General features: G+C 62.3%; 14 protein-coding genes and 1 pseudogene. 9 read left to right on the top strand and 6 right to left on the bottom strand.

Going from position 1 to position 21,026, the window contains the following annotated elements; genetic code table 11:
- Positions 1–51 precede the first annotated feature (51 nt).
- On the bottom strand, positions 52–939 hold the full coding sequence (locus SJQ66_RS24570; RefSeq protein WP_024901336.1) for a LysR family transcriptional regulator: 888 nt from the start codon (positions 937–939) through the stop codon (positions 52–54).
- Between the two features lie 562 nt (positions 940–1,501).
- Between SJQ66_RS24570 and SJQ66_RS24575 the strand changes: the two are divergent.
- From SJQ66_RS24575 to SJQ66_RS24590, 4 genes and pseudogenes are all read left to right on the top strand, one after another.
- Positions 1,502–1,888 (top strand): annotated as a pseudogene (locus SJQ66_RS24575) (transposase); the annotation flags it as partial.
- Positions 1,889–2,402: 514 nt separating this feature from the next.
- The gene (locus tag SJQ66_RS24580) at positions 2,403–2,933 is read left to right on the top strand and encodes a hypothetical protein (RefSeq protein ID WP_157684885.1); all 531 of its coding nucleotides are present in this window, start codon (positions 2,403–2,405) and stop codon (positions 2,931–2,933) included.
- A 120-nt stretch (positions 2,934–3,053) separates the two neighbouring features.
- On the top strand, positions 3,054–3,845 hold the full coding sequence (locus tag SJQ66_RS24585) for a YdcF family protein (RefSeq protein WP_024901340.1): 792 nt from the start codon (positions 3,054–3,056) through the stop codon (positions 3,843–3,845).
- 114 nt (positions 3,846–3,959) lie between these two features.
- Entirely contained in the window at positions 3,960–4,226 is a 267-nt protein-coding gene (locus SJQ66_RS24590; RefSeq protein ID WP_024901341.1) for a hypothetical protein, read from the top strand.
- A 201-nt stretch (positions 4,227–4,427) separates the two neighbouring features.
- Here the strand turns inward: SJQ66_RS24590 and bamC are convergent, their stop codons facing one another.
- On the bottom strand, positions 4,428–5,711 hold the full coding sequence (bamC, locus tag SJQ66_RS24595) for an NlpB/DapX family lipoprotein (RefSeq protein WP_024901342.1): 1,284 nt from the start codon (positions 5,709–5,711) through the stop codon (positions 4,428–4,430).
- Between the two features lie 110 nt (positions 5,712–5,821).
- Positions 5,822–6,412: a hypothetical protein gene (locus SJQ66_RS24600; protein WP_024901343.1), complete on the bottom strand. Its 591-nt coding sequence runs from the start codon at positions 6,410–6,412 to the stop codon at positions 5,822–5,824.
- Positions 6,413–6,935: 523 nt separating this feature from the next.
- Between SJQ66_RS24600 and SJQ66_RS24605 the strand changes: the two genes are divergently transcribed.
- Complete coding sequence (locus SJQ66_RS24605; RefSeq protein ID WP_046152649.1) at positions 6,936–8,237, top strand: EAL domain-containing protein; 1,302 nt, start codon at positions 6,936–6,938, stop codon at positions 8,235–8,237.
- A gap of 2 nt (positions 8,238–8,239) precedes the next feature.
- Here SJQ66_RS24605 and SJQ66_RS24610 read toward each other — a convergent pair whose 3' ends face one another.
- Entirely contained in the window at positions 8,240–8,821 is a 582-nt protein-coding gene (locus SJQ66_RS24610; protein WP_024901346.1) for a hypothetical protein, read from the bottom strand.
- 255 nt (positions 8,822–9,076) lie between these two features.
- On the opposite strand from SJQ66_RS24610, the gene SJQ66_RS24615 reads away from it, so the two are divergent.
- Positions 9,077–9,232, top strand: coding sequence for a DUF3309 family protein (locus SJQ66_RS24615; RefSeq protein ID WP_036006573.1), 156 nt, complete (start codon positions 9,077–9,079; stop codon positions 9,230–9,232).
- Here SJQ66_RS24615 and SJQ66_RS24620 read toward each other — a convergent pair.
- Positions 9,229–10,530, bottom strand: coding sequence for a DNA topoisomerase IB (locus SJQ66_RS24620; protein ID WP_407691523.1), 1,302 nt, complete (start codon positions 10,528–10,530; stop codon positions 9,229–9,231). The genes SJQ66_RS24615 and SJQ66_RS24620 overlap by 4 nt on opposite strands.
- Positions 10,531–10,997: 467 nt before the next feature.
- Positions 10,998–11,132, bottom strand: a complete 135-nt coding sequence (locus tag SJQ66_RS24625) for a hypothetical protein (RefSeq protein ID WP_260843684.1) — start codon at positions 11,130–11,132, stop codon at positions 10,998–11,000.
- 489 nt (positions 11,133–11,621) lie between these two features.
- On the opposite strand from SJQ66_RS24625, the gene glgA reads away from it, so the two are divergent.
- The 3 genes from glgA to treS all read left to right on the top strand — a co-directional run bounded on the left by glgA (position 11,622) and on the right by treS (position 21,022).
- Complete coding sequence (gene glgA, locus SJQ66_RS24630) at positions 11,622–13,247, top strand: glycogen synthase GlgA (protein ID WP_082102523.1); 1,626 nt, start codon at positions 11,622–11,624, stop codon at positions 13,245–13,247.
- A gap of 234 nt (positions 13,248–13,481) precedes the next feature.
- The gene (locus SJQ66_RS24635) at positions 13,482–17,549 is read left to right on the top strand and encodes a maltotransferase domain-containing protein (protein ID WP_169786165.1); all 4,068 of its coding nucleotides are present in this window, start codon (positions 13,482–13,484) and stop codon (positions 17,547–17,549) included.
- Complete coding sequence (treS, locus tag SJQ66_RS24640; RefSeq protein ID WP_051504095.1) at positions 17,546–21,022, top strand: maltose alpha-D-glucosyltransferase; 3,477 nt, start codon at positions 17,546–17,548, stop codon at positions 21,020–21,022. Before SJQ66_RS24635 ends, treS begins: the two co-directional genes overlap by 4 nt.
- Positions 21,023–21,026: the final 4 nt, after the last annotated feature.

Consider the following 21,026-nt stretch of genomic DNA (forward strand, 5'->3'; position numbering starts at 1 on the left):
CGCCCACCTATCCTGTTAGGAAAGGCCCGTGCTGCACGGGAGAGGTCCCCGCTACGACGTCTGGACGTCACCCACCAGCGCCCAGACAGCATCGGCCGCTGGAGATAGCGAGCGGCCGCGGCGGCGAACCCGCGCGACAGTGCGCTCACCACGCGGCGTCAGCGGACGGACGACCAGCGAGCCCTCGGCTGGCAGCGGCAACGACAAGGAAGGCAATACGCTGACGCCCACGCCTGCCTCGACCAGACCAAAAACGGTGGTCGAGTGCGCGAGTTCCTGCACCACTATCGGCGCAACGCCGTGGTAGTGCATCAGCCGCTCGATCACCGGCCGACTGCCCGACTGGTGATCGAGCAAGACGAGCCGCATCCGCTCCAGCGCGCGCCAGTGCACCTCCGGAAACGCCGCGAGCGGATGATCGGCCCGGCAGATAAGAACGAACGGATCACGCGACACCGTCTCGACAACCAGGTCATCCGCATCCAGCGGACCGATCACCACGCCGAAGTCGGCTTCACCCGATCGGACCTTCGTCAATACGTCACGCTGAACATCGTCGCGCAAGACCAGGGTCACATAGGGATAACGTGCCTCGCAGGCAGCCACGCAAGGTGGCATCATCCTGGCGGAAACAGTGGGACTTGCGCATACGACCACCCGCCCCCGACGCTGCTCCCCGATATCCTTGATCTCGCGCAGCGCGCCATCCAGGTCGGCGAGAAGCCGACCGACGCTCGCCTGCAAATTGGCGCCCGCGGCAGTCAACCGCACCTCGCGCGTGGTGCGGTCGATCAGGCGAAGGCCCAGCTCCGTCTCCAGTTCGCGCATCCCGCGACTGACGGCGGACTGCGTTAAGCCGATCTCGTCGCCCGCACGACTGAAACTGCCGTGCCGCGCGACGGCAATGAACACCCGAAGCTGACGCAGCGTGACATTCATGTTTTTTTCGGATTCAAAAACTTTATTGATGAGCGATAGTAATGCAAGTTTCCTGGCATTCGATCACCGCGTCATGCGGCCGCATGAAACATTACGTTGCCGGCGCCACCATGACCGCCAAGCGGCGTCGGCCTGTGTGACCAGACACCTTTTTTTCAAGCGACGTCAATCACGCCGCGGCGTGTGCTCGCCATGAGGGTCAGGACTATCCTTGGTGCAATATCAGCGGATTCCTACGCACGGCTTCGGTGCATGCACGAGATTGGGGATTAATCAACTAGTCACATCACCAATATCTTGAAATACCCTTTCACAATTAAAATTTTTTAAGATCAGTGATTTAGCAAGGTAAGCGAGCGCTCCCATGTCACATGGCACGACTGATGCTTTATAGCTCGCAGAAGCAGTCCGGTCCTGGTAACTCGGGGACGATGGTGGCAAAAGTTACCATCGAAAAAGCGACAAAGGCGTTAGGCCGGACGACACGGGGGCGCGCGTGACACACTTGAACGCGGCGCCAAACGACAACGGTTTACCCGAATGCGTTTTATTGAGGTGAAACATGCTGTTTGACGACCTGAAAGATCACGAGTGGGAACTTGTCGAAATGCTGTTCAACGATGAGCCAAAACGCAGCGAGCGGCGTGGTCGGCCGCGTGTTGAACCACGTGCTGTCGTGAACGCTGTTTTGTGGGTGTTGAGCACTGGCGAAGGCTGGTCGAAACTGCCAGGCCGCTACCCGTCGCCGCCGACCTGCCGCCGCCGTTTCGACGAATGGCAAGCAGACGGCACGCTGGCCGAAATGGTAAAGCTGCTGGCCTGTTCGGGTCGCAGTGTGTCGCTCCGTGGCAGCGCCGGTTCGATGGCGGCGAAGCCGCCCGCACCGCCGAGCCGTGATCGTCTGCGCGGCGCGTTCTGGACCAACCCCGAATCATGGCGCGCGCCCGTGAAGATGGTTTGAGCATCCCCTCATCGTCCATCGTTACCAGGCTGACAGACCACCCCCCCGGCAAATCCCTCGAGCGGCATCTGCCTGGCGTGGTTGCTTCCGGGCTCTGACCGTGAGGGTGATGGCATGCCGCCCGCTTGACACCATCGCCGTCCACCTCTGCCCGCACTCATAGCGCACCGATCGCGCTATCCAGGGCACATCGATACAATTCCTCACGAAGCTTTACAGCACTGCACAACTGGCGCTCATATAGTGTAACCATCGATACGCGTGAACGCGCTGGATCGAAGGCCCACACGGATTTACGCTGAACCTTCGGTTCATCTCCTTCACCTGCTCCGCGTCCTGACGGAATGCGGTCACCGCCAGGCGGCCATTTCTTGTCATCATGCGCGGCGGCGTCGTTCAATCGGCTGGTGCCGAACGATGCGTGTCGCCTCGCCTCGCCCCGGTGCCCAGCGTTGCTGACTCACCATATCCCAGGCATGGCGCGGAACATAACAAGGAGGGGATGATGTTTACACCTCGCCAGACGCATTCAGCGGCATCCGCCGGACCATCCACGTCGCATGCGACGCCCGTGATCCGCGACGGCCACCTGCGCGCGACCGTCCGTGCGACGTCGGCACTCCCGCTTGGCATGGCGGTACGCAATGCCCTGCCGAGTGCCGAGGCATGGTCCCGATTCGCGCATTCGGCATCCGTGACGGGTGTCATGGTCGGCATCGCCGTCGGTTTGTGGGCCGCGCCGACGCTCGCGCATTGGCAAGCCGATACAAACCTTCGCTCCGCGACGTTGACGACCTCGGCCCCGGCATCGGCGGCGCGCGCAACTGAATATCATACCAATCATGCCACGGCGCGTTGGATGCATGTCGCCGATCACGATGCATCGGCGGCGTCGCCGTCCCAGGCCGCGCATGACGCCCCCCCCACGGCTGGCCCTGACCGCACGTTTGCCATTCCGCGGGGCGATCTGCGAAAGGATATCTCGGACGCAAATCGTGCCGCCGGCCCTCGAACGACGTTTAGCGGCCATTAACACGGCATCGTTACAGTGGCCGCGTAGGGGTCGCACGAATGACGAATAGGGACCTCGCACCGTGGCCTTCCGCACGGCGCTTACAGTACAATCGCGGCCGATAACCCGTTCGGCCTTTCCATGATCGTTTTCCAACTGGCCGCGCTGCCGCTCGTCGCGGTGCTGCTCATTTTTGTATGCATACCGCGCTGGCGGCGCGGGCGCTTGGGCACCGCGGCGTGGCTGCGACCGGCGTTCGCCGCTGCCGTTCTCTGCGTGTGGGTGAATGCCTGCGGCTGGTTGCAGCCCCTCTATAATCGGATCCTCGATACGCACGGCTTCACGTGCATGCCAGGATCGACGGGCCACGCCCTCGCGCCCTTCGCACCCGGATCCCATCCGGTGTTCATCGTGCTCGGCGGCGGCACCGACTTCACCGGCCCCCATCGTACGCTGCGACCGAAAGGCGATTCGATCGAAAAGATCGCGATGGCGGGAGCATGCTATGCGCGCGCCAAAGCCGATGGCGCACACCCGCGTGTGATCGTCACGGGCGGCAATCCGCAACGCCATCCAATGGCGGAAGGCGATGTCTATGCGCCGGACCTGCTGTCGTTAGGGATTTCCGCCGCGGACCTGTCTGTCGAGAATCGCAGTTGGAATACCTACCAGAATGCGGAATTCGTCGCACCAATGGTGAGAAAAGCCGATCCGGATGCGTTGTACCTGATTACCACTGCCTTGCACATGCATCGGAGCCTTCTCAATTTCGCGCGCTTCGATATGTCGCCCACGCCAATCACGCCTCCATGGCACGCCACCCGGATGACCCTCTGGCCGTCGTTGGACAGCCTCGCATTATCCGCCACGGCGCTGCATGAAATCATCGGCACCGTGGTATTTCATCTTTACCGCGCCATTGGCAAGTACTGAAGGCGGCGGATATGCCATGCATGGCCCCGTGCGCGGCATCGCGGTTTCCCCCGCAAGCAACGCGCTGAGCGATAATGCGGCCATGCCGTCAACAGACAGACCGAGGAGAACATCCTGACTAATATCGAACTTGAAATCGAGTGGACCGAACTCGCGTTGAAAAAGATCCAGCGGTTAATGGGTGTGAAGAACGGCCCAAATGCCGATGCGCCACTGCTGGCGCTTCCGCCCATCGAATGCCTGCCAATGGAAGGAGATGTCCTGTTTTTGGGACCCAAGGGAAACCAGGAGCCGTTTATCGTCGTCGAGCGGCAATATCACCATGAAGATGGCGATGGTGGCGACTGGCGCATCGTGCTGATCCTGGATCTGCCGGAATAACCCTGGCCGCATGCGGCGTGCATTCGTCGAACGAACCGAGCGTTGCAAACACCATGGCCCCTGACACGAGATCCGTGTCAGGGGCCATTTCGTTCTATCACGGCGGGCTTACCCGACCTGACTTGGCATCGCCGACCTCACGTGATGAGGACACGATCGCCGTACGCGTTCACAACGACACGACGACATGAAAACACGCGCCTACATGTCGCCGACAACTAGATGCATGATCCGCTGCGCCAGTGGCGTTGAGACCACCTGACCGTTATTGTCGACGATGGCGACACGGGTCTGGGTTTCCGTCAACGCCTTCACATTGATGTGATACGTCGTGGCCACTTTCTCCTTCTTGCCGTGGAACACCTGGTTCCAGAAACCTTGCGCCGCCGTTCCCAGGTCATTCGGATCGGCATAACGGATCTCGTACAGACCACGCGACTTGTCACGCGTATCAACAGTGAAGTTACCGCGATCCAGTGCACGGCCAACACGGGCCCAGGCGTGATCGTAGTCCTCGCTCAGATCCAGCGCACCGTCCGGTGCCGGAGATGCCCCCGCGGGCAACATCGGCGTCGCATTCGGCTGCGGCCGATCCTCCATGATCGGCGAGGGCGGCGGCGCCGTTTTCTTTGCCGCGTTCGCCTTCGCCTGGGCTACGGCCTCCGGTCCGACAGCCGGTGTACTCGGACCTTGCGCCAATGCCCGTTGCAGCCGGCCCAGATATTCGGCTTCCAGGCCCGGATCATTCGGACGGCTTTGCCACTGCGTCGAATCATTGGCTGAGCCAGTCAGCACTTCGTGCAGGCCTTGCTGGCTGATGAAAACATAGGTCGTCCCGTTCGGGCCGGCCTGCAAGCGCGTCCGGTAGCGATTACGCTCGGCGCTGACATAGGAATTATCCACCGCCATCGACAGCGTATCGCGGATCAGCCCTTGATTCAGCGCCGCGCGGCTTTGTTGCCAGTCCGTCTGCATGATGCCGCGCGATTCGCTGTCCTCGGTCAGGAAGAAACCCTGCTCCTGCCAGAACACACGCAGACGCGACCACAGTTGATCGCGTGAAAAACGCGAACCCGATACGACCAGCCAACGTTGACTGCCGTCAACCTGCAATGCCAGGCCGGGCGTCGGCGGCAATACGGTTGTCGGGGTGGCTGGCGTGCCCGTGCTGGTCTGGTAACCGGTCACCGAAGCGTCACCGTCAACGGGCGCATCGGCGCGCGTGCGCGGCTCCATCATCAAGTCGGGTGGCGCGGCCAGCGACGGCGCCGTCGATTTCTTCGACGGTGCCAGCAGACTGCGACTGGTCTTATAGTCGATGGCCTGCGGGTCAGGCGAGCTGCACGCCCCCAGATAGCCGGCGGCGATGACAGCGGCGCCCGCCACGAGCACGCCCTTTCGGCGCGGCGACGACAGCGACGACGTACCTTCAATGGTGGCGGGAGACGGCGGGAACGGCTGGGAAGACACTGACTGACGTTTCATGGAATCCTTTTGCTGGCGCCACGGCCTGTTTCCGCGGGATCAGCGGGGCATTTTACCGCTGTCGCCCCCGTCAGTGCCAAAAACTTGGCGAAACGGACCACGATTCGGCCTTAAATCGCGTTACCAGAGGTTTCATCGGTGCGTCGATAGGCCGAATCCGGCGACGTTCCCGCTTTCGCCTCGCCCGACGGTGCCGCCACGGCGGCCGCGCGTGCAGGGTCGAGCGTCGCGTCGAAGATCGGGTCCAACGGCACGATCCGCGTCCGCGGCCCCTGTTGCGAGCCGCCGGCGAGATCGACGTCATAGCGAAGACAGTACGTGGCCAGCCAGCCGACCGACGCATTGAATCGGGCATAGCCGAGCAAGTCGTCACGGAAGAACGCGCCCAGGCCTTCGGAGGACAAGGCAAGGAAAGCATTCAGCGGCGCATCGAATCGGGCCGCGTGATTACGGGGCGCGGTCAACAGCAGCCCCGGAACATCGTTGATCATCCGGGGTCCGGCAAAGCGAAGCATCGGCCATCCCATCAGCAGCAGGCCGCCGAGATCGGGCGCCCACTCGTCCAGAAACCGTACGGCGTCGCGCCGCCCTTTGTATCGTTCCATGGTTCGCCTCCACGTCTGCTTCTGTCCACGCTGTCCCGCCGATGACTCCCAGTGTGCATTGCCGCGCGCCAATAGTGGACTGTCAAGCGATTGCATGCTCGACGCACCGTGCCGACGCACCGGGATACGACATCGATGCACCAGTTCGAGACGTCTTTCGACGATGCGTCCCCCGCGCGCGGGGACGGCGGCTCGACACCAGCGCGGCCATGCACCGGCGCCGCCGCGCGCCACCGGCACAAATGACGGATAAATAGCGAATGAATCGGAAGAAAGTACGTTTGATGCGGGGCGCCGGGCCAGTCAATCGGCAATATGCGCCGCACAAACGCCTGTAAGCCTCGCACGCGCACAAAGCTTGCTTTATCATCTGCAACCGGCGAATGCCTGATGATGTGGCGCCAAGCGCGACGACGGATGATGCCGTTGCGATCGACCCGATTCTCGCGCCACCGCGCCACGCCGAACACGTTCCCCTCCGTCCACCAGCGGGCCACCAGGGGATGACATGACCGAGTCGCGCAGTGCGCGCGATGCCCCGGCGGGCATTACCTCGGACCACCCGACGAACGACGCGCCGACACCCCAACCGGATGCCGGCGCGCAGGATCCGCACGACATGTACGAAGGACACGACAGCGCCCTGATCGATGATGCCCCGCTGCCCCCGCGCCCGCATATCGATGACGATGGCCGGCGACGGACCGTACGCTATGGCAACTTGACGTTGTTCAGCGCATTCGAGCCCATTTTCAGCGTGTCGCACATGCGCGCCGCGGGCTACGAAGCCAAGTTGCGGGCGCACGATGAGCTGAACCAGAGCGTGTCACCGCTCTCGGTTTTCAGCCAGGCCGCCCGGTTAGGCGACTTGCTTGAACTAGACCGCCTGAGCCAATCACTGCACCTGGCAAATTTCAAAGGGCTGCGGCAAGACCATGGCTGGCTATTTCTCAACATCCATCCCGCGGCCATCGCCGACTTCCGGCATGGTGCCGCCCTGATCGAGGAACTGCGTCGGCTCGAGATCTCACCGCAACGTATCGTGTTGCAGGTGTTGGAGCAGCCGAATACCGATCCGCGCCGCGTATTGGAAGCGGTCCAGCTTTTTCGCCGGCACGGTTTCCTGATCGCGCTCGACGATTTCGGCGCAGGCCACTCGAACATCGATCGCGTCTGGAAAGTACAGCCCGATATCGTCAAGCTGGATCGCAGCATGTTGTTCCAGGCGACGCAACAGGCGCATGTCGCGAGGATCTTGCCCGGCCTCGTCTCCTTGCTGCACGAGTCGGGGCGGCTGGTGCTGGTGGAAGGTATCGCCAGCGAACAGGAGGCCTTGATCGCGATTGAAGCCAATGTCGATTTCGTCCAGGGACATTATTTTGCCCGCCCGAGTGTCAGCCCGGCGGATGCCGCCGCCAGCTATCAATGCTTCGATACGCTGATCGATCACTATCGCGCTCGGGTGGAAGCGCGCGAACGCGATGACACAGCCGAACTGGCGCCCTATGTCAACGCGGTAGCGGCCGCGGCCAGGATTCTGGCCAATGGCGACCCGATCGAACGGGCCTGCGACGCCTTCCTTCAATTGCCGGACGCGGCCCGATGCTTCGTGCTGGACGAGCGCGGCCGCCAGTGCGGGGACAACCTGTTGCCGCCAAGGCCGCTGCGTCCCCGCGCGCGCCGCTTCATGCCGTTGATGAATTCCGAAGGAGCGCGGTGGGATCGCCGGCCGTATTTCCGCCGGGCAATCGCCGACTCAGGCGAAGTGCAGGCGACTCGCCCCTACCTGTCGATCAATGAAGCGCACCTTTGCGTCACGCTCTCGGTAGCTTATCGGGGCGCGGACGGCATGCGCGTGTTGTGCGCCGACGTCGACTGGACGCGGCATGACCGCTCCACCTATGCGCCGCGCGGGATCTAGGTCTACATCAAACCTCGAACCACGACATCCGTACCCGCGTCGTTCCCGGCGCGCCCACCGGTACGCTCGGCCATCAAGACAGGTGCCAACTGCCACGCCAGCGTCTCCTGGGATACCGCCACGACCCGGGTCCCTTTACCAAACAGCCATTGCGCATCGTTCCGTGTCTCTATCCGCGCCGCGATTTCCGGAGTAATCACGATGACGCCCCGACAGACGCGACGCCAGGCGGCCTGATGGCGCGCGACCCAGGCGGCATAAGGTCGCCACGCCGCCGCGGCCTCCGATCCGGCGGCAGACATGCCGCCGGATCGGAGGCCGCCATGGAGCAGCAGAACAAACGGATCGCCCTTCTTCACTAGCGTGGACATCGCTCCCGCCCACCGGAAAGCATCGCCATCACGCGCGGCGCCAGGGACCCAATGGACCAGGGGCGCCACAGCAACGGACAGGGATGGCAAGCCTTTTCGGCGCCCTCGGCGCCGTCCCCGCGTGCCGCGTGTAGGCACTGAGGTCGTCGTCACGGCCCCGCTCATGCCTTGCAGCAGTTGCAGGACAGGGCCGGCACGTAGGTCTTCCACCATGATCGATCTCGCAAAACATCAGGGAAAGCACGATCTTAATTGATAACGATTCTTATTATCAATTAAATTTGACTATCGTCTGGACGAGCTGACAGCACAATCCCGCCGCTGATCGGGCACGCGTATTGCTCAACTGGCAGGCTGGCGTCGATCATGTGCAGCGACAATGGATCAAGCGTCGTCGCATGAGGGTTGCGTTCAGCGGTGTGCAAAACGACCACAAAAGAATCACAACTACACGACAAGGAGCGCGCCATGTTGGGCACCATACTTCTGATTGTTCTTATCCTGCTGCTGCTCGGCGCCATTCCTACCTGGCCGCATAGCCGGTCCTGGGGCTATCGTCCTTCTGGCTTCGTTGGGATCATCGTCATCATTGTGGTCATACTGGTCCTGACAGGACACATCTAGGCAGAAACGGCGCAGCCCACGGGCTGCGCCAAAAGAAAACAGGCAAACGCGCGCTCGTCGCGTTTCAGCAGGCGGCGCTGTCCTGGCGTCAGAGCCCGCTCCGGGTCTTCCGATGCCGGCACCCGCGCTACGCAACCCAATACTCCGGACTCGAATGCTTCCACCACGGCCGGGTGGATATAGCATGTGCGGCACACCGCGGGCGTATTGCCGAGACGCGCCGCGATTTCCCGAATCACCGCCACCAACCGGCGGTGCCGTTCGGTCTTGCTGATGCCACCATCCGATGGGTCAGCCAGCGGCTCCGCAGCCTGCAGCGCCGCCAGCGCAAGCACGCTTGCGGCCCATGTCCGATAATCCTTTGCCGTGAAATCGCCACCGCTTGCCCTGCGCAGGTAATCGTTGATAGCCGTTGAGTTCACGCCATGTCGCATACCTTGCGCATCGCGATATTGAAACAGATCATGTCCCGGCAAGGCCATGCAGCGGCGGATAATGCGAGCGATCTTCGGGTCCTCGACCGGCACGTCGTGTTCGACGCCACTCTTTCCACGAAATTGAAAACGCAACGTGCCTGCCGCCGTCGCGACATGGCGATGGCGAAGCGTTGTCAAACCATAGGATTTATTCTCGCGCGCGTAATCGGCATTGCCTACTCTTATCAATGTACTGTCCAGCAACCAGATCACCGTCGCCAATACCTTTTCTCTCGGCAGTCCTGGCAGGGCCAGATCGCGCCGGATGCAGTGCCGGATACGCGGCAGCGCTTCCCCAAATGCCTTCGTCCGGTGATATTTCGTGGCGTCCCGCGTGACGCGCCACTGCGCATGATATCGATACTGCTTTCGCCCACGTGCGTCACGACCATGTGCCTGAAGGTGGCCATTTGCATCCGGACAAATCCATACTGATTGATACGCTGGTGGAATCGCCAGCGCACGGATTCGCGCAATCACCACAGGGTCGCGAATCGTCTGGCCAGTCAGATCGAGATACTGGAACGCCTTGCCGCGACGACGACGAGTGAATCCAGGGCGTTGGCCATCGGCATATACGAGGCCACCCGCCAGATCGTCCCCGGCAGCATAAACAGCAGTGCCGCTCTCGTTGTCGACTGACCGCGGGGTGAGCAATGCCTGGCGCGTCCCTGGTGACGCGCTTTCTCGCGATCGCACCGGAGTAGCGGTGCCCTGTGTGTTCAAATGTTTCAACGCGCGGGCATCGGTTGCTACCTCGCGCTGCCCCCTCTTGGCGGCAGGCTGCCGCGCCTTCCCCGTACGATGTACTTGCCTTTGCACAGTGCCTCTCCCATCAATCCCGGCCAACCCCGGCTTGCGGCCGCAGGACCACGCGCCGTCGTCTAGTCATTTGATTCTCTGCAGGTCATGGATCTATACGCCTTGCGCAAAACACCCCTCTTGCTCGGCCCCCCGCTTCCCCAAAAGCGCTATTGAAGGCCCGCTGTAACTGCATGTAAAAGCCGTGTGCCGGATGTCACTTTTACCGCGCGGTGCCACACCACATTTCGCGAACGACCATGCGGTTATGCCGACGATGTCGCGGCAAACGCGTCACCTCGATTGCTCCCTTCACACGGACATTCGTCACAAAACGCGGAGCAATTGTCGTTCCCCGTGCCGCCTGGGCGATCTGAACAAAACGTTACGAAACAGCGGAAACTGTCTCGCCGCAGACACACTTCGCGCCGCAACGGTGCGTGGCAAAAAAACGGGGAGACGCCGACAGCACGGGATTGGCACCGATTTCAGGCGTTCGCCGCAAAAGCGAGCCACATTCCGGTGCGTGTATCCGTCAAGAAAGCATTGGCCGGCATCGCGTCGCCGATTTCATCTATCGGCGTCAGTGCCAAGTCCCGCATGCCTTGCCGCGTTTCGGGCATCCATTTGACCGAACGGATGTGCCCGAAAAACAGATAAAAACGCGCGGGAAATCCGTGCGCCTAGCACTGGCACAGCCATTGCTTATATAGGCATGAACCCTGCATGAACTTAGGCGTTGTGGGTTAGTCACTTGGGCTGGATGCGATGGATCGACCGGACAGGATCGTCACATAAGGCGACCGGATGAGACGCAATTCGCGGTCCATCGCGCAGCGCCAAGCGAATGTCAAAACGATGCCTGCAGCGACAAGACCGGTCAACATCGTTGGCCTCATGAGGTGACTTCCATATGGAAGGTCACTGTAAAACGCAGTGGACACCGCATTTCCAGCAGCCTCACCGACATGAATTTGCATTGCCAATGATTCACGCCGCGATGTAACGGCGCCGACGCAGTGTGTAGTGATTTTTTTTAATGATGCCGATCGCACTGGTCGATCAGTCAAAGTTTGACCGGCATCGCGGACCTTTCGCCCCCGGAGTCTATCTTGTCCCTTCACGTCCTTTTGGTTGCCTCCGAAGCCCTGCCGCTTGCCAAGACCGGCGGGTTGGGCGATATGCTCAGTGCGTATGCTTCCGCGTTGCAGGAAGGCGGCGTGGCGACGACGATCATGCTGCCCGGCTATCCGGAAGCATTGGGAAAAACCCACGCGCTGCACGCGATTGCCACGCTCGATGACCTTCCTGGCGGAAGCGCGACCTTGATGAGCGGCACGATGCCGGACAGCGGCATTCCCGTCCTATTGGTCAAGTGCGACGCGCTCTATGCACGCGATGGCCTATACCAGGATGCAAGCGGTGCTGACTTCGATGACAACGCGATCCGCTTCGCGACCTTGAGCGCTGCGGCAGTACGGGTGGCGCAAGGCATAGCAGGCGTGCAAAAGGTCGATGTCGTTCATGCGCACGATTGGCATACGGGGCTGACGCCGATGCTGATGAAGCTTGCCGGTCTGAGCACACCTTCGGTGTTCACGATCCATAATCTGGCGTTCCAGGGCAACTATGCAATGGATCTCGCGCCGCGACTTGGCATCCCGGCCGAGCTGCTGGTGTGCAATCAGGATGCGCCCGGCATCGAGTTCTACGGGCAATTGAGTTTCATGAAGGCGGCCATCCGGTACGCCGATCGGATTACCACGGTCAGCGAGACGTATGCGCGTGAAATCACCACGCCACGCTTTGGCCATCTGATGGAAGGGGTTCTTCAAGCCGAGGCGCACAAGCTGGTCGGCATCATGAACGGCATCGATGTGGACGCCTGGGACCCTGCACAGGACCCGATGATTCCGCGTCATTTTTCGCTAGACGAGATGCGCGGCAAACACGCTTGCAAGCGCGAGCTGCAACACGCTTTCGGGCTGCCGTCCGATCCGTTCGTGCCGGTGATCGCCATGGGTAGTCGCCTGACCGGGCAAAAAATGGCCGATCTGGCATTGGAGACAATCCCCGCCCTGATGGACGCTTATCCACGTTTGCAGGTTATCGTCCTCGGCAAGGGGGAAGGCCGCATCGAACTGGGCATGGCCCGCTTGGCCCAACGCTTTCCCGATCGCGTCGCCGTGCATATCGGCTTCGATGAACGACGTGCGCACTTGCTGCATGCCGGCGCGGACATGTTGTTGCATGGCAGCCGCTTCGAGCCGTGTGGCCTCACGCCGATGTATTCGATGCGTTATGGCACATTGCCGATCGCCTCGCGTGTGGGCGGTCTGGCGGACAGCATCATCGATGCGAGCGACGACCCGTTGCACGGCACCGGGTTCCTGTTCGACGGAGAGACCGTGGAAGCGATGACAGCTGCCGCGTGCCGCGCGGTGGATGCCTATATGCGTCCACAAGCCTGGCGTGAACTGCAGCGGCACGCAATGCTGAGCGATTTCCGCTGGCAGGCGCCAGCGGCACGTTACACCGCACTGTATGCTGTATTGAGTGGCAAACGCGCGGTTCGTGCGAACGTTGCGAAAGTCCGCGCCGCCGTGCGTCGTCGCCAGGCGGCAAACGATCGTGCGCCGGAACGCAACGTGGCAACGGCCGCATCGCAAGCGGGCACCATCGTCGCCAACAGTGACATCGGGGCGGATATCGCAACGCAGGAACAATTATTGGCATGACACGTCAATTGCACTAGGCAGTACGGATGCTTGCGGCACGATCAGACGTGCCGGGCATCGTTTTAAAACCGGTCCACACGCGTGCCCGGTATCCTGCCCGAACACGGGCACGGCGCCAGCGGGACCATCAGGGACCAGGCGCCGGATGCGGCGCCATTCATGCGTGCTCCCTTGGGCCGGTCAGATCGTCCAGCGTGTCGGACGTGGCCTAATAAAAAAGGAGACACGCAGCAGATGGATTCTGATACCCGACTTCCCACCGATCACACTGTCTCACCCACTTCAGCAGGTGAGGCGCCTCCCCCGCTCCCGCACGGCAACCATGCCGCGGCTTCCCGCACCGTCTTGTTCGCGCCGCGCATCTACTATGTACAGCCGTCCTTACTTGGGCCGCTGCATGAAGTCAAGGACACGTTGAGCGAGGAGTGGGAGCGCACGCTCACGCGTGCCGCGGCGATGGGCTTCGATCACCTGCTGATCGCCCCGCCCTTCCTGCCCGGCCGCGCGAACGATTGCTTCATCACGGCCGATCACCATCGCTTGTGCAGATCCCTATTGCCAGGCGCCGCGGATCGTCACGCCGCCGATGGCGGGGATGCGCCGGACGGCAAGACGGTCGTGCCGAGCGATGTGAAGGAACCGGACGCGCTCGACTGGCTTGCCGCGCTCGCGAAGGCCAGCCAGGCGCACGGGCTGACGCTGTTGCTCGACGTCGTCATCGACCGCATTGGCAATGATGCGGGTCTATACCGCGACCACCCCGACTGGTTTCATCCGCCGGGCGCGCATCATGGCCGGATCGACCCGCGCCACGACCCTCGGGCGGACCTGATCGCCCATGCGAACTTCGGCCACCCGGATACACAGTCGCCTCTGATCGATTGGTGGATTCGGCAGTTGCGCCGCTATGCGAAGGCGGGCGTCGCCGGTTTCCGGTTCGACGGTATCAATGGTATCGCGCCCCACGTGTGGCGCCGGCTCGCCGCCGGCGTACGCGAGGTCTATCCGGCGCAACGGTTCCTGGCCTGGACGCCTGGCGCCACGCGCGATGCCCTCCGCGACCTGGAAAGCGCAGCGTTCGATGGCGTGTTCTCATCGGTACGTTGGTGGGATGCACGCGCCGACTGGCTTGCCGACGAAGTGCAGGCACTGGCGCGCATCGCACCGCCCATCGCTTTTCCTGAAACCCCATTCGGGCCACGCTTGGTATCGGACCTGCCGACGCTGGCGTCCCCGGCAGACCATGCGGCGATCACCCGGGCCTATCAACGCTCGCTGCAGATTGCCGCGCTAACCGGGACCGGATGGCTGATGCCGATGGGTTTCGAATTCGGTGTCGACCGTCCCCTGACGCGCACGCCGCTGACCGGTGCCCGCTCGGATTTCAAAGAGGCGACGCGCGATGGCGAGCAACGCACGGGGGGCGCGCATGTTGGACCGCGCATCGACGTACGCGAAGCCATCACCGCGTTGAATGCCTATTGCAAACCCCGGAAATCGGGTAGCGCGAAGCCACGTGGCGCGGCACCAACCGGATTGAACGCCATCGGCGCCGACATCGGGCCCATCCTGCGAAGCCGCTGTGCGCTGACGCCGCTGACAGGCCCGGATGCCAGCGCCACCGCGTTGCTGCGCACCGATTGCATCGATCCGCGTCGCGCGCGGGATGCGATCCTCATGTTGGTCAATCCGGACCTGTACCGGCCCGCGCTTGCCGACCTGCAACGTTGGCGCGATGGAATGCCCGGTGGCTTCACCCACTACGAGACGCTGCCACTCCTGCGCGCGTCGACATCTGCCGGCGGTGACGACGCCAACGCTGCTCCGGCGCTGCCCTCGCCGCCGGCGGACGTAGTCACGCTGGCGCCTGCCGAAGTGCGCTTGCTGCACGCAACGCGACCTGACGCCGTTGTCCTGAAACCGGATGAAGGTGCGCCAAAAACCGGCGGCACGAAGAAAGCGGCACGCCCCTCCGCCAGCGACCGCAAAGCGGCCCTCGACGCGATCCAGGTGCCGCGCATCGCCATCGAGAACGTCACGCCGAACGTCGACGACGGCCGCTTTGCTGCAAAGCGCGTGGTGGGCGAACCGGTCACGATCGAAGCCGACGCGTTCATCGACGGGCACGATCATCTTGCCGCTGTCGTGCTATGGCGCGAAGCGGACTGGGCGACCGCCGCCGTCGACGGCCCCCCCGCCACCAACGACGGCTGGCGCGAGATTCCGATGCATGCAAGCGGCAACGACCGCTGGCACGCCACGCTGCCGTTGCGGCGCCTGGGAACGTACGAATTTACGATCGAGGCGTGGCGCGATACGTTTGATACCCTCGTCGACCATATCCAGAAGAAGCGTGCCGCCGCGCAGGACGTGACCCTTGAACTGGAAGAAGCCGCCCAGTTTTTCACGCGCATCCTTCGGGAGAGCGGCGGCGACGCCCCCAAGGCGGCCAAGGACGCCAAGACCAGTGCCCTGCTGGCGAAGGAAGGCAAGACAGAGGTCGTGGCCGTGGACGACACGAAGCCCGCGAAGCGCGCCAAGGCCGACAAGTCCGGCGACACCCCCGCCAAGCCCAAGTCGAGCGCCGCCAGCAGTGTCGGCGCCAGTACGACGGCGGCCCTGCCGACGTCAGGCACGGCCGGCGGCAACGCGCGGCTTGCGCATCGCAGTGATGCGCTTCGCACGATTGCAGCGGCTTACCAGGATGCCAACGCGGCAAGGCGGCTGGATATCGTCCTCTCGACAAAAACCGCCGCGGCCGTGCGCGCTACCGGACACCGCGACTTCCGCGTACGTCACCCTCGGACGCTGACGATTCAAGCCGAACGGCGCGCGGCACGCTTTGCCTCATGGTATGAGTTGTTTCCGCGTTCGGCCTCCGGCGACATGCAACGCCATGGCACGTTCATCGATGTCATCGCCCGGCTGCCGGCCATTCGGGCAATGGGCTTCGACGTGCTGTATTTTCCGCCAATACATCCAATCGGCCGGGCCAATCGCAAGGGCCCCAACAATACGCTGAACGCCGGCCCCGACGATGTCGGCAGCCCGTATGCCATCGGTGCGGAATCCGGGGGGCATACGGCGATCCACCCGGAGCTGGGCACGCTCGACGACTTCCGCACGCTGCTGCATGCCGCACGCGAGCACGGTCTCGAACTCGCCCTCGATTTCGCGATCCAATGCTCGCCCGACCACCCCTGGCTCAAGCATCATCCCGATTGGTTCGCATGGCGTCCGGACGGCTCTTTGCGGTACGCGGAGAATCCGCCGAAAAAGTACCAGGACATCGTCAACCCTGATTTCTATGCCGACGCATCGATGCCGGACCTCTGGCTCGAACTGCGCGACGCGGTACTGTTCTGGGTACGCGAGGGCGTGGATATCTTCCGCGTGGACAATCCGCATACCAAACCCTTTCCTTTCTGGGAATGGATGATCGCCGAGGTGCGCCGACGTCACCCGCAAACACTGTTTCTCTCCGAGGCCTTCACGCGGCCCAAGGTAATGAACAGGCTTGCCAAGGTCGGCTTCTCGCAGTCGTACACGTATTTCACGTGGCGTGACACGAAGGACGACCTGACTGAGTATATGGAGACGCTGACGCAGACGGCGGTACGCGAATACTTCCGTCCGAACTTCTTCGTCAACACCCCGGACATCAATCCCCGATTTCTGCAACGCAGCGGCCGCGCCGGCTTCATGATCCGGGCAGCGTTGGCGGCGCTGTTGTCCGGCGTCTGGGGCGTCTATAGCGGCTTCGAATTGTGCGAAGCCGCGGCATTGCCAGACAGCGAGGAATATCTGGATTCCGAGAAGTACCAGATCCGCGCATGGGACTGGGAACGTCCCGGCAACATCATTAGTGAGATAGCGTTGCTGAACCGCATCCGTCGCGCGAACCCCGCGCTGCAGACACACCTCAACGTGACCTTCCTGCCGTCATCGAATCCGAACGTGCTGTTCTTCGAGAAAGCCACGCCGAACCGTGACAACGTACTGCTGATTGCCGTCAGCATGACGCCATGGGACATCCAGGAGTCGGCCGTCGAGATCCCGCTCTGGCGCTGGGGTCGGGGAGATGGTGACGTGCTCGACGCCCATGATCTGGTCAGCGGCGAACACTTCCAGATACAAGGCAAGCATCAAGTTGTCCGGCTCGATCCGCAAGTACTGCCCTTTGCGATTCGTCGCGTCAGCGCGCCGGGCTGGCAACCCCCGCTCTCGGCGCCGCCCGACACCGGCAGCAGCACTGACGCCGCACCCGGCGGCAGCACGCATCATGAAGGAGCGCACGGATGAAACATCAAAAAGTCGCGCTGTTGAAGGACGATCCGCTGTGGTACAAGGACGCGATCATTTACCAACTGCACGTGAAGTCATTCTTCGACGCCAACCACGACGGGATCGGTGACTTTCCGGGGTTGTTGTCCAAGCTCGATTACATTGCGGAATTAGGCGTGGACGCGATCTGGCTGCTGCCTTTCTATCCCTCTCCGCGCCGCGATGACGGCTATGACATCGCCGACTACCGCGGTGTCAATACCGATTACGGCACGCTTGCCGACTTCAAGCGCTTCATCGCCGAAGCACATGCACGCGGCCTGCGCGTGATCACCGAGTTGGTGATCAACCATACATCGGACCAACATCCCTGGTTCCAGCGCGCACGCCAGGCCAAGCCTGGGTCGAATCATCGCAACTACTACGTCTGGTCGGACGACGACAAGAAGTACGGTGAGACGCGCATCATCTTCAACGACACGGAAACGTCCAACTGGACTTACGATCCGGTTGCGCAGGCGTATTACTGGCATCGCTTCTATTCGCACCAGCCGGACCTGAACTTCGACAATCCGCGCGTGTTGCAGGAAGTGCTGTCCGTCATGAAGTTCTGGCTGGAGATGGGCGTTGACGGACTCCGCCTCGACGCGATTCCCTATTTGGTGGAACGCGAGGGAACCAACAACGAGAACCTCCCGGAAACGCATGTGATCCTGAAAAAGATCCGTGCATCGCTGGACGCCTCGTTCCCGAACAAGATGCTGCTGGCCGAAGCCAATCAATGGCCGGAAGATGTGCAGGAGTACTTTGGCGACAGCGACGAATGCCACATGGCATTCCATTTCCCGCTGATGCCACGCATCTACATGGCCATCGCCAGTGAAGACCGTTTTCCGATCACCGACATCATGCGGCAGACGCCGGATATCCCGGAAACCTGCCAATGGGCAATCTTCTTGCGCAATCACGACGAGCTGACGCTCGAGATGGTGACCGACAAGGAACGCGATTACCTGTGGAATACCTATGCAAGCGACCGGCGTGCGCGTATCAACATGGGCATCCGACGTCGGCTGGCGCCGCTGCTCGAACGTGACCGCCGACGTATCGAACTGATCAACTCGCTGCTGTTGTCGATGCCCGGTACACCCGTCATCTATTACGGCGACGAGATCGGCATGGGCGACAACATTCATCTGGGCGACCGCGACGGCGTGCGGACGCCCATGCAGTGGTCGTCCGACCGCAACGGTGGTTTCTCGCGCGCCGATCCGGAACAACTCGTCCTGCCACCGGTCATGGGGTCGCTCTATGGCTTTGACGCGGTGAATGTGGAATCGCAAAGCCGCGACCCGCATTCGCTGCTCAACTGGATGCGGCGCATGCTGGTCACCCGGCGCGCCCGTCAGGCTTTCGGCCGCGGCCGCATCCGTTTCCTGCGCCCGTCGAACCGGAAGGTCCTGGCGTATCTGCGCGAACTTGACGGTGAATCGCCGGTCTTGTGCGTGGCCAATCTCGGCCGCGCGCCGGAGGCCGTCGAACTCGACCTGTCCGAATTCGCTGGCAGCGTGCCGGTTGAAATGACCGCTGACTCTGCATTTCCACCTATCGGACAGTTGACCTATCTGTTGACGCTACCGCCCTACGGGTTCTATTGGTTCACGCTGTGCGCCGATGGCGTGCGGCCGTCCTGGAGCGTTGCGCCATCGGAGCAATTGCCGGAATTCGTCACCTTTGTCGTTCGCAAGGGCGTGCAATTGCCAAGCGCCACCGCGCAACAGCGGACGCTGGAAACGGAGGTACTGCCGACCTATCTCGGCATGCGACGCTGGTTTGCCGCGAAGGACGCCACACTGCGCGCGGTACGGCTGGCGTATTACTCACTGATGACGCCGGGCGTGGAGAACATCCTGCTGGCCGAAGTGGAAGCCGACCTGTCCGCCAGCGATGATGTCAGCGGCGCGGTAAGAACCGAACGCTACTTCCTGCCGCTCGCCGTCTCATGGGACAACTCGGCCACGGCGTCGCCGCTGCCGCAGCAACTCGCCCTTGCCCGCGTACGCAGCGGTCGCACCGTCGGTTACCTGACCGATGCATTCTCCTTGTCCGCGCTGCCGCACGCGATGATTCGCATGCTGCATGAGAAAGCGCGCGTGCAAACGCCGCAAGGCGAGGTGACCTTTCTGCCATCCGCCGCCTTGCAGCAGGTATTGCCTGCCGAGACCACGACGCAGACGGGAAATGACGCGCCCGAGATCCGCTGGCTTGCGGCGGAACAAAGCAACAGCTCGCTAGTGATCGGCGATGCCGCCGTATTGAAACTGGTGCGACGGGTCGTGCCGGGCATCCATCCCGAAGCGGAAATGACGCGATACCTGACCGAGCGTGCGTACGCGAATACCGCCGCGCTGCTTGGCGAAGTGGTGCGTACCGATGCCTCGGGCGAGCCTCATACCTTGGCGATCCTGCAAGGCTTTATCGAAAACCAGGGTGATGCCTGGCACTGGGTCCTGGACTATCTGCGTCGCGCCACCGACGATCTCGCGGTAGCCGTGACCGTCGGTCTGGACGACGCCACGGCCGGCAAGACCGCAAAACAGACAGGCAAGCAGCCCGACCCGGGCCAGTCGATTCGCGAGGAAGACTACGCGCAATCGATCGAAGGTTATGGCGCGATGGCCGCGACGATCGGCACGCGCCTGGGCGAATTGCATGTGATCCTGGCGGCCCCGAGCGACGATCCGGCGTTTTCGCCGGAAGTCGCGAGCGCAAGCGACGTCAAAGGCTGGATCAGCGAGACAGTGACGCAGCTCGATGATGCACTCGACACATTGTCGCGCCATGTCGATGCGCTCGATGACGATGCACGCGCGCTGGCGACTACCCTGCTTGCGCGCCGCAAGGACCTGGTCCGCGCGGTCAAGGACATCGTCGGCGACAAGCCGGTTGCATTGCGCACCCGGATTCACGGTGATTTCCACCTGGGCCAGATCCTGGTGGCGCAACTCGACGCCTATCTGATCGACTTCGAGGGCGAACCGGCGCGCAGCGTGGCTGATCGGCGCCGCAAGATGAGTCCCTATCGCGATGTGGCAGGCTTGCTGCGTTCACTGTCCTACGCCGGTGCTGCCGCCTTGACGGCAACGGCAAACGAGACGGCGCAACTGCCGTCGAACGACCGGCGCCGAATGTTGCTGGAAGCATTCAGTGCCCGCGCGCGCGATCGTTTTCTGGAAGCGTATCGCACGGCAATCGCAAGCGCCGCGCAACCTCTGGCGGACGCACGAACCGAAGCGGCATTGATCGATTTGTTCCTGGTGGAAAAGGCTGCCTACGAAATCCGCTATGAAGCAGCGAATCGTCCGACCTGGCTTGCCTTGCCGCTGCGTGGCCTCGCGGCGTTGGCCGCGCGACTGCTGGGCGACACCGACACCAATGCGGCATCCGATGTCGCAGGCGCGGAAAATCTCGATCGAGGCAGCGATGTTTAAAACC

Source organism: Robbsia andropogonis (genome assembly GCF_034047095.1).
GTDB lineage: Bacteria > Pseudomonadota > Gammaproteobacteria > Burkholderiales > Burkholderiaceae > Robbsia > Robbsia andropogonis.

Excerpts from the sequence above, each read along its gene's own strand:
- SJQ66_RS24570 (WP_024901336.1), bottom strand. The coding sequence starts at position 939 with ATGAATGTCACGCTGCGTCAGCTTCGGGTGTTCATTGCCGTCGCGCGG.
- SJQ66_RS24580 (WP_157684885.1), top strand. The coding sequence starts at position 2,403 with ATGATGTTTACACCTCGCCAGACGCATTCAGCGGCATCCGCCGGACCA.
- SJQ66_RS24585 (WP_024901340.1), top strand. The coding sequence starts at position 3,054 with ATGATCGTTTTCCAACTGGCCGCGCTGCCGCTCGTCGCGGTGCTGCTC.
- bamC (WP_024901342.1), bottom strand. The coding sequence starts at position 5,711 with ATGAAACGTCAGTCAGTGTCTTCCCAGCCGTTCCCGCCGTCTCCCGCC.
- SJQ66_RS24600 (WP_024901343.1), bottom strand. The coding sequence starts at position 6,412 with ATGCAATCGCTTGACAGTCCACTATTGGCGCGCGGCAATGCACACTGG.
- SJQ66_RS24605 (WP_046152649.1), top strand. The coding sequence starts at position 6,936 with ATGTACGAAGGACACGACAGCGCCCTGATCGATGATGCCCCGCTGCCC.
- SJQ66_RS24610 (WP_024901346.1), bottom strand. The coding sequence starts at position 8,821 with ATGGTGGAAGACCTACGTGCCGGCCCTGTCCTGCAACTGCTGCAAGGC.
- SJQ66_RS24615 (WP_036006573.1), top strand. The coding sequence starts at position 9,077 with ATGTTGGGCACCATACTTCTGATTGTTCTTATCCTGCTGCTGCTCGGC.
- SJQ66_RS24625 (WP_260843684.1), bottom strand. The coding sequence starts at position 11,132 with ATGCCCGAAACGCGGCAAGGCATGCGGGACTTGGCACTGACGCCGATA.
- SJQ66_RS24635 (WP_169786165.1), top strand. The coding sequence starts at position 13,482 with ATGGATTCTGATACCCGACTTCCCACCGATCACACTGTCTCACCCACT.
- treS (WP_051504095.1), top strand. The coding sequence starts at position 17,546 with ATGAAACATCAAAAAGTCGCGCTGTTGAAGGACGATCCGCTGTGGTAC.